This is a genomic window from Occallatibacter sp. (genome assembly GCF_049802275.1).
Lineage (GTDB): Bacteria > Acidobacteriota > Terriglobia > Terriglobales > Acidobacteriaceae > Telmatobacter.
Genome location: NZ_JBARMD010000296.1, coordinates 1 through 5877 on the forward strand (window position 1 = coordinate 1; position 5877 = coordinate 5877).

General features: G+C 58.8%; 6 protein-coding genes. 1 reads left to right on the forward strand and 5 read right to left on the reverse strand.

The window, feature by feature from the left end:
• The 5 genes from WA354_RS10425 to ccsA all read right to left on the reverse strand — a co-directional run.
• The coding region (locus WA354_RS10425) for a serine hydrolase domain-containing protein (protein ID WP_472812944.1) at positions 1-660 on the reverse strand (660 nt) is incomplete at its 3' end.
• Between the two features lie 181 nt (positions 661-841).
• A complete protein-coding gene (locus WA354_RS10430; RefSeq protein ID WP_472812945.1) occupies positions 842-2023 on the reverse strand; it encodes a beta-propeller fold lactonase family protein in 1182 nt (393 codons plus the stop codon).
• 124 nt (positions 2024-2147) lie between these two features.
• Positions 2148-3215 (reverse strand): 3-deoxy-7-phosphoheptulonate synthase, encoded by a 1068-nt coding sequence (aroF, locus tag WA354_RS10435; protein ID WP_472812946.1) that lies wholly within the window; start codon positions 3213-3215, stop codon positions 2148-2150.
• A 99-nt stretch (positions 3216-3314) separates the two neighbouring features.
• Positions 3315-3464 (reverse strand): hypothetical protein, encoded by a 150-nt coding sequence (locus tag WA354_RS10440; protein ID WP_472812947.1) that lies wholly within the window; start codon positions 3462-3464, stop codon positions 3315-3317.
• Positions 3465-3499: 35 nt separating this feature from the next.
• Entirely contained in the window at positions 3500-4210 is a 711-nt protein-coding gene (gene ccsA, locus WA354_RS10445; protein ID WP_472812948.1) for a cytochrome c biogenesis protein CcsA, read from the reverse strand.
• 401 nt (positions 4211-4611) lie between these two features.
• Between ccsA and WA354_RS10450 the strand changes: the two genes are divergently transcribed.
• Positions 4612-5877 (forward strand): hypothetical protein (locus tag WA354_RS10450; protein ID WP_472812949.1); only part of this gene is annotated, 1266 nt, incomplete at its 3' end.

Below are 5877 nucleotides of genomic sequence, written 5' to 3' on the forward strand. Positions count from 1 at the left end.
GGGTACCACGTCAACCGAGTGATCAAAAGCGGTGTGCGTCATTCCGGCAGGTTTGAGAATGTTCGCGGTCAGATATTCCTCATACGATTCGCCTGTAACGATCTCGATCACGCGCCCCAGCAGGATGTAGCCGGCGTTGCTGTAGCGCAGAACCTCTCCCGGTTTCGTCAACAGCGGCTTGCCGGCATATTCCTTGAGCGCGTTCTCAACATGCCGGCTGTCGGCAAGATCGGAATATGCCTTTGCGGCTGTGAATTCCGGGATGCCGGATTTATGGCATAGCAACTGGTGAATCGTGATTTCGCTCCATGCAGCCGGCAGTTCCGGGACGTACTTGATTACCGGATCAGTCACTTTCAGCTTTCCCTTTTCTTCAAGTTGAAGAATGCTGAGCGCGGTAAAGCTCTTGGTGATGGACCCGATGCGGAAGACCGTTTCAGGAGTGTTGGCGACGTTCAGCTCATAATTTGATTCTCCATACCCCTTGCGCAGGAGGACCTTGTCACCCTTCGCAATGAGCACCGCGCCGGAGAAGCGTCCCTGGTTGGCCCATGCAGTCAGGTACGTGTCCGCACGGGCCCCGATGTCCTGCGTCCAGGCGACAGCCGTCATCCTCAGCAACAGAACGCCACTTGCAACTATCCGCGTAGAAATGCGCATCGCGTCTCTCCCAAATTCCTGGCTGAATTGGTTCCACGCGATAGTACGGCTTAACAAGGCAATGCGTTCACGTTTCCCGTCAAACGAACATTGAGTTGTGCTGGTGGTCACATGCTCGAGTGGTCCCTGGGTCGGAACAGGGCGTGTACGCCTGTGGCCGCGAGTCAAGGAGCGCGCCGCGCTACGAGACTCTGAACGCCTTGACCGCGATTGCGTTTGGACTGCGCCCGGCGGGCAGCATGGTGAACATCTGACAACCGAGGCGCAAAGGTCCGGATACGGCGCAATTGAGGGTGCGCACTACGGCAACGTCTCCGGATCGAGCATCGACCACGAAAAGGAGATGGCCGGCGGTAGAGAATGCCAGCGCCGAAGGCCCGTCGCCCACATGAATGGCGGCAATGCGCTTACCATCTTCGATGGAGTAGACGGTAACTTCCTGAGAGTGCAGGTTGCCGACGTAGAGCAGGGCATTGTCGGGAGAGACCAGGCCGCGCACCGGATCGGCACCCATCAAGTAGGCGCCCGCTACATCGTTCTTATCGGCATAAATCTCAGAGATCGAGTTCGAGAGCGAATTAGAGACGAAGACTTCTCCGCCGTCGGGCTTGAGCGCAAGCTGCACGGGGGCGCGACCTACATCGAGCAATGCCTCGAGGCGGTCCGTCGCAGCGGCACGCCCGTCGGGCATGGCGCCATGTGCAAGCTGAATTGCCATGACCTGGTGGCCCGCAGAGCAGGCAGCGAAAGTCTTGGAGGAATCGGGCAGAATGACCACGTCGCTGGCGCCAGGGCAGCCTTCAACAACGGTCCGGACCTTGCGTGTGGCCGTGTCGATGATGCTGACGGAATTGCCGCCGCGGTTGGCAACCACGAGAGTCTTGCCGTCGCGCGCAACGCGCGCTGCAGCGGGATCTTCGCCAACGCCAATCAGCGCGACTTCGCGCCGTGCCTTCAGATCGACGACGGAGATGCTGTTGGAACCGGAGTTGACGACGTAGGCCAGATTGCCTTCGGGATCGAGCGCGATGGCAAGCGGCTGCTTGTGGACGGGGATGGTGACGGAGACGGAGTTGTTCTCGGCATTGATGACGGCGACGGATCCTTGAGCGTTCGGCGTTCCGGCGTTGACGACGTAAACCTCGTTGCGCACGGGATTGGCGGCAACCGCGGTCGGATTCTGGCCGACGGGGATCTCACGGTCAACGCGGACATTTACCACGTCGTAGACGGAGACAGTGCCGCTGCCTCCGTTGGTTACATACGCATATTCGCGGTAGGTGGGATCGTATTGAGGGAAGTCGTGGGGGCGGCAGGCGGTGAGCGCAACCAGGCAAATGAAGAACATAACAATCGCGGGCACCCAAGATCGCGGTGATTGGATCATCGTGAAAAGCAGATCCTTCGCGCAGCTTACCCCGCGGTCGACAAGTCGTCCGCACGGCCCCGAGCTTGCTGCGCTCAGGATGACAGTGTGTTGCTTGGGTCTACTTGGCTTCGGCGACATGCGATTCCGCTGCTGCGGCGGTTTCGATATGGATACCGCGAGGCAGCTTGCGATGCACAACAGGGGCGATTTGTTCGATCTCGTCCATCATGCGCGCGAACTGGTCGGGGTAAATGGACTGCGGTCCGTCGGAGAGCGCCTTTTCAGGCTGATGGTGCACCTCGACGAGGACGCCATCGGCTCCGACCGCGACGGCTGCGCGGGCCATTGGCAGCACCTTGTCACGCTTTCCGGTGCCATGGCTGGGATCAACCAGGATGGGCAGGTGGCTCAGTTTCTGCACGGCCGGAACGATGCTGAGGTCGAGCGTGTTGCGGGTGTGGTCGGCAAAGGTGCGCACGCCACGCTCGCAGAGGATCACTTCGTAATTACCCTCGCTCATGATGTATTCGGCGGCCATCAAAAATTCATCCAAAGTGGCGCTCATGCCGCGCTTCAGCAGGATGGGCATGCGCAGCCGCCCAGCGTGCTTGAGCAGCGAGAAGTTCTGCATGTTGCGCGCGCCGATTTGCACGACATCCGCCCACTCGGCGACGAGTTCCAGCGTCTCGTTGTCGATGGCTTCGGTGATGATGCGCAGCCCGAAGCGGTCGCGGATTTCGGCCATGATTTTGAGCGCGTCGACGCCGAGACCCTGGAAGGCGTATGGCGACGTGCGCGGCTTGTAGGCTCCGCCACGGAAGAACTGTGCGCCGGATGCGGCGACTTGCTCTGCAATCGCAAAGGCCTGTTCGCGGCTTTCAATGGAGCATGGGCCGGCGACGATGGCGAGGTTGCGCCCGCCGATGGTGGCATCGGTGCCGGGGAAGCGGATGATCGTATCTTCTTCTTTAACGTCGCGGCTGGCGAGTTTGTAGGCCTTCGAAACACGGATGACTTCGGAGACTCCCGACAACTCTTCAATGTTGCCGCGGTCCACTTCGCCCTGGTTGCCGGTGATTCCGATGGCAGTGCGCTGCGCGCCGGGCATGGGGTGCGCGCGGTAGCCCAAAGCTTCAATATGCGCGCAGACCGCCTGAATCTGTTCCGCAGTGGCCTGCGCCTTCATCACGACTAACATCACTGGATCCTCACAATAAGTTTACGGCATTGGCGGAATTCTGCGATCCCGGCCCGGTTTTGGGGTGCCTGGCTGCGCCGTGCAAAGCTAGCGTGCCTTCTGCGACCTGCGCTCAGCGTTGCGCTTTTCGCTTCGCCACTTGAGGCCGAGCCACGTCAAGTAGCCGAGCTGAATGACCCAGGTCACGGTGTAGGCAGCAACTACGAACTGGTGATCGAGAATGGTGCGTTCGTCCATTGTTTTCCTCGCTTTGGACTAAATCTGTTGCGACCTCAGACGTTGGCTTCGAGGGCTTCCTGTGCTTCAAGTGCGGCGTACTGCTGGTGGCGACGTTCCACCTTGTAGCGGAGAAACAGGACCAGTATCCCCCAGCAGAACCACGCCAGCATATTCCAGAGCAGCGCGTGAACCATGGTTGGATCTTTCATACCTGAGTCAGGGCCTCCGCCGAAAACGGGCGCCGGATGCTGGGTGCGCCACCAGCGGTTGGCCATGTAGACGATCGGAACGTCTAGCGCGCCAAAAATGCCGAGCACCGCGGCGAGGGTCTGCATCTGCGGACCGGCTGCAAATCGCCGTAGTAGCAGGTAGCTGACGTAGATGAGCCACAGCACGAGAGTCGTGGTCAGGCGGGCATCCCATGTCCACCAGATGCCCCATGCGCGGCGTCCCCACAGTGGACCAGTGGTGAGCCCGACGCTACAGAACACAACGCCAACCTCGGCTCCGGCCAACGCCCATGCGTCTGCACGCTGCGCCCACTCCGGCCGGCTGCGCCGATATGTGAGATAGCCGATCGACCCAAGGAAGCTAACGGTAAAGAAGGTGAACGCGGCCGCAAACGATGGCACGTGGTAGTAGATGATACGAAAGATGTAGCCCTGCAGCGCGTCATCGGGCGCGACGTAGATGGCCTGGTGAAATCCCTGCAGCATGAGCAGGACGGTGACCAGGGGAAAGAGGGAGAGTAGTACTTTTTTCATTGGAATAGATCATCCATCACCCAGCATTTCAGTTCGCTGATTCGAGTGCTGAGACCCCTCTAGTGTACGACGCCTACGAAGAACCAATCTCCTTCGAAGGGTGGAGGGACGGGATTTCGATCAGATCCAAGGATTGGAATGACGCGACGGCAGAGATTTGATTGGAGATAATGGACCACCTGCGAAGAGAGAAGCGCATCGAAGGCGGTGGGTCATAACGGATCTTTCGAGACGCAAAAGCGCAGAACGTATGACACTCACAGTTGTTTCTGCTTTCCCACCGAAGATCACCCGGTATCGGCACACACCAAACGATCGAGTCCTGGGTTACTCCAAAACCGAAGCTTCGTGACAGGTGACCTCATCGGGGTGGAGGGCCGCATGCATCGACAGGAGCAAACATGAAGGCAATTCTGGTCTTCGCTCTGCTTATATTCATCGGCGTGTCAGCTGTTTCGCAGAAGCCAGGCAGCATGAATATTGGCACGCTTTCCTTCAGTCACTGGCCTACCCCATCGCCGAGCATCCAGCGCATCCGCGGATTGGTATGGGGTTCAATCGAAAAATCGCGTGGGTTGTACTCTGCCACGTTCGGTGGTCTTGACGAGTGGATAGCCGTCGCAAAGACGCACGATACCCAGTTGATGTACACGTTCTATAGCGTGCCGGCCTGGGCATCAAGCAGTAGCACCCAGCCGCCCTCAGACTTGAATGCCGTAAATGAGAGATGCCAGGCGCCATTGGCCGGCGTTGTGCGGCCAACGGGGAACTGCATGTGGGCGGAGTTCATCACCAAATTTATGCAGCATGTGTGCGGGGTGAGCGATGCCCCTGCAGCTCCGCTCAAGAGTACTTGCGAGATCCACTACTACGAAGCGTGGAACGAATTCAATGCCGACCAGTACTGGTCGTCGAACTATACCAACATGGCCAAAATGGCCAACGACGCTGCCAAGATCGTGAAAGAGTATTGCGGGGATTGCGTTTTCCTGGCCGGGAATTCCTCCGCCGGCGGAGACGGATATCACGCAGCCTACATCAACAACCCTTCCGTATCGGGCCACTTTGATCTTTCCCTGGGAGAGTTGCTGGATGCCTGGCATGCCATTCCCAATGCGTCCCTGCCTGACGCGGTAAGCTACCACGCCTACGGCGCGCGCCGAAATGTCATTCCTTATCCGTTTCCGGAGACGATCGTCTCACACGGTAGTTCGCTCTGCACCGCCGCGAACACTCCCAATCCGAATTGCCGCACGGCGCTTTTTCAGGAGACAGCCGCCATTCGGACGATGCTGAAGCAGCGACCCTGGGCGGCGAATCTGCCGATATGGAATACCGAGGGCGGATATGGGAGAAACGATGATCTTGTCGACGCATCGAGCTTGACGGACGCCAACACCACAATGCTCAGAGAAGCTTATGTGGCCAGGTGGATACTGGCTATGGGGAGCACAGGAACCGTAACCAATCTCTGGTACGAGTGGGACGATCCATGCTGGGGGACAATGATGGGCTACGGTATTCATCCGGCATCGACGGGATGTTCAGCAGACCCTGAGATCTTGCCGGGCTACACACCGATTCATGCCACTTGGGAATTGATGACCTCATGGCTCAGCGGGGCGAGTTTTGCTGGTCCCTGCACAAGTATCGGAACGGTATGGCAT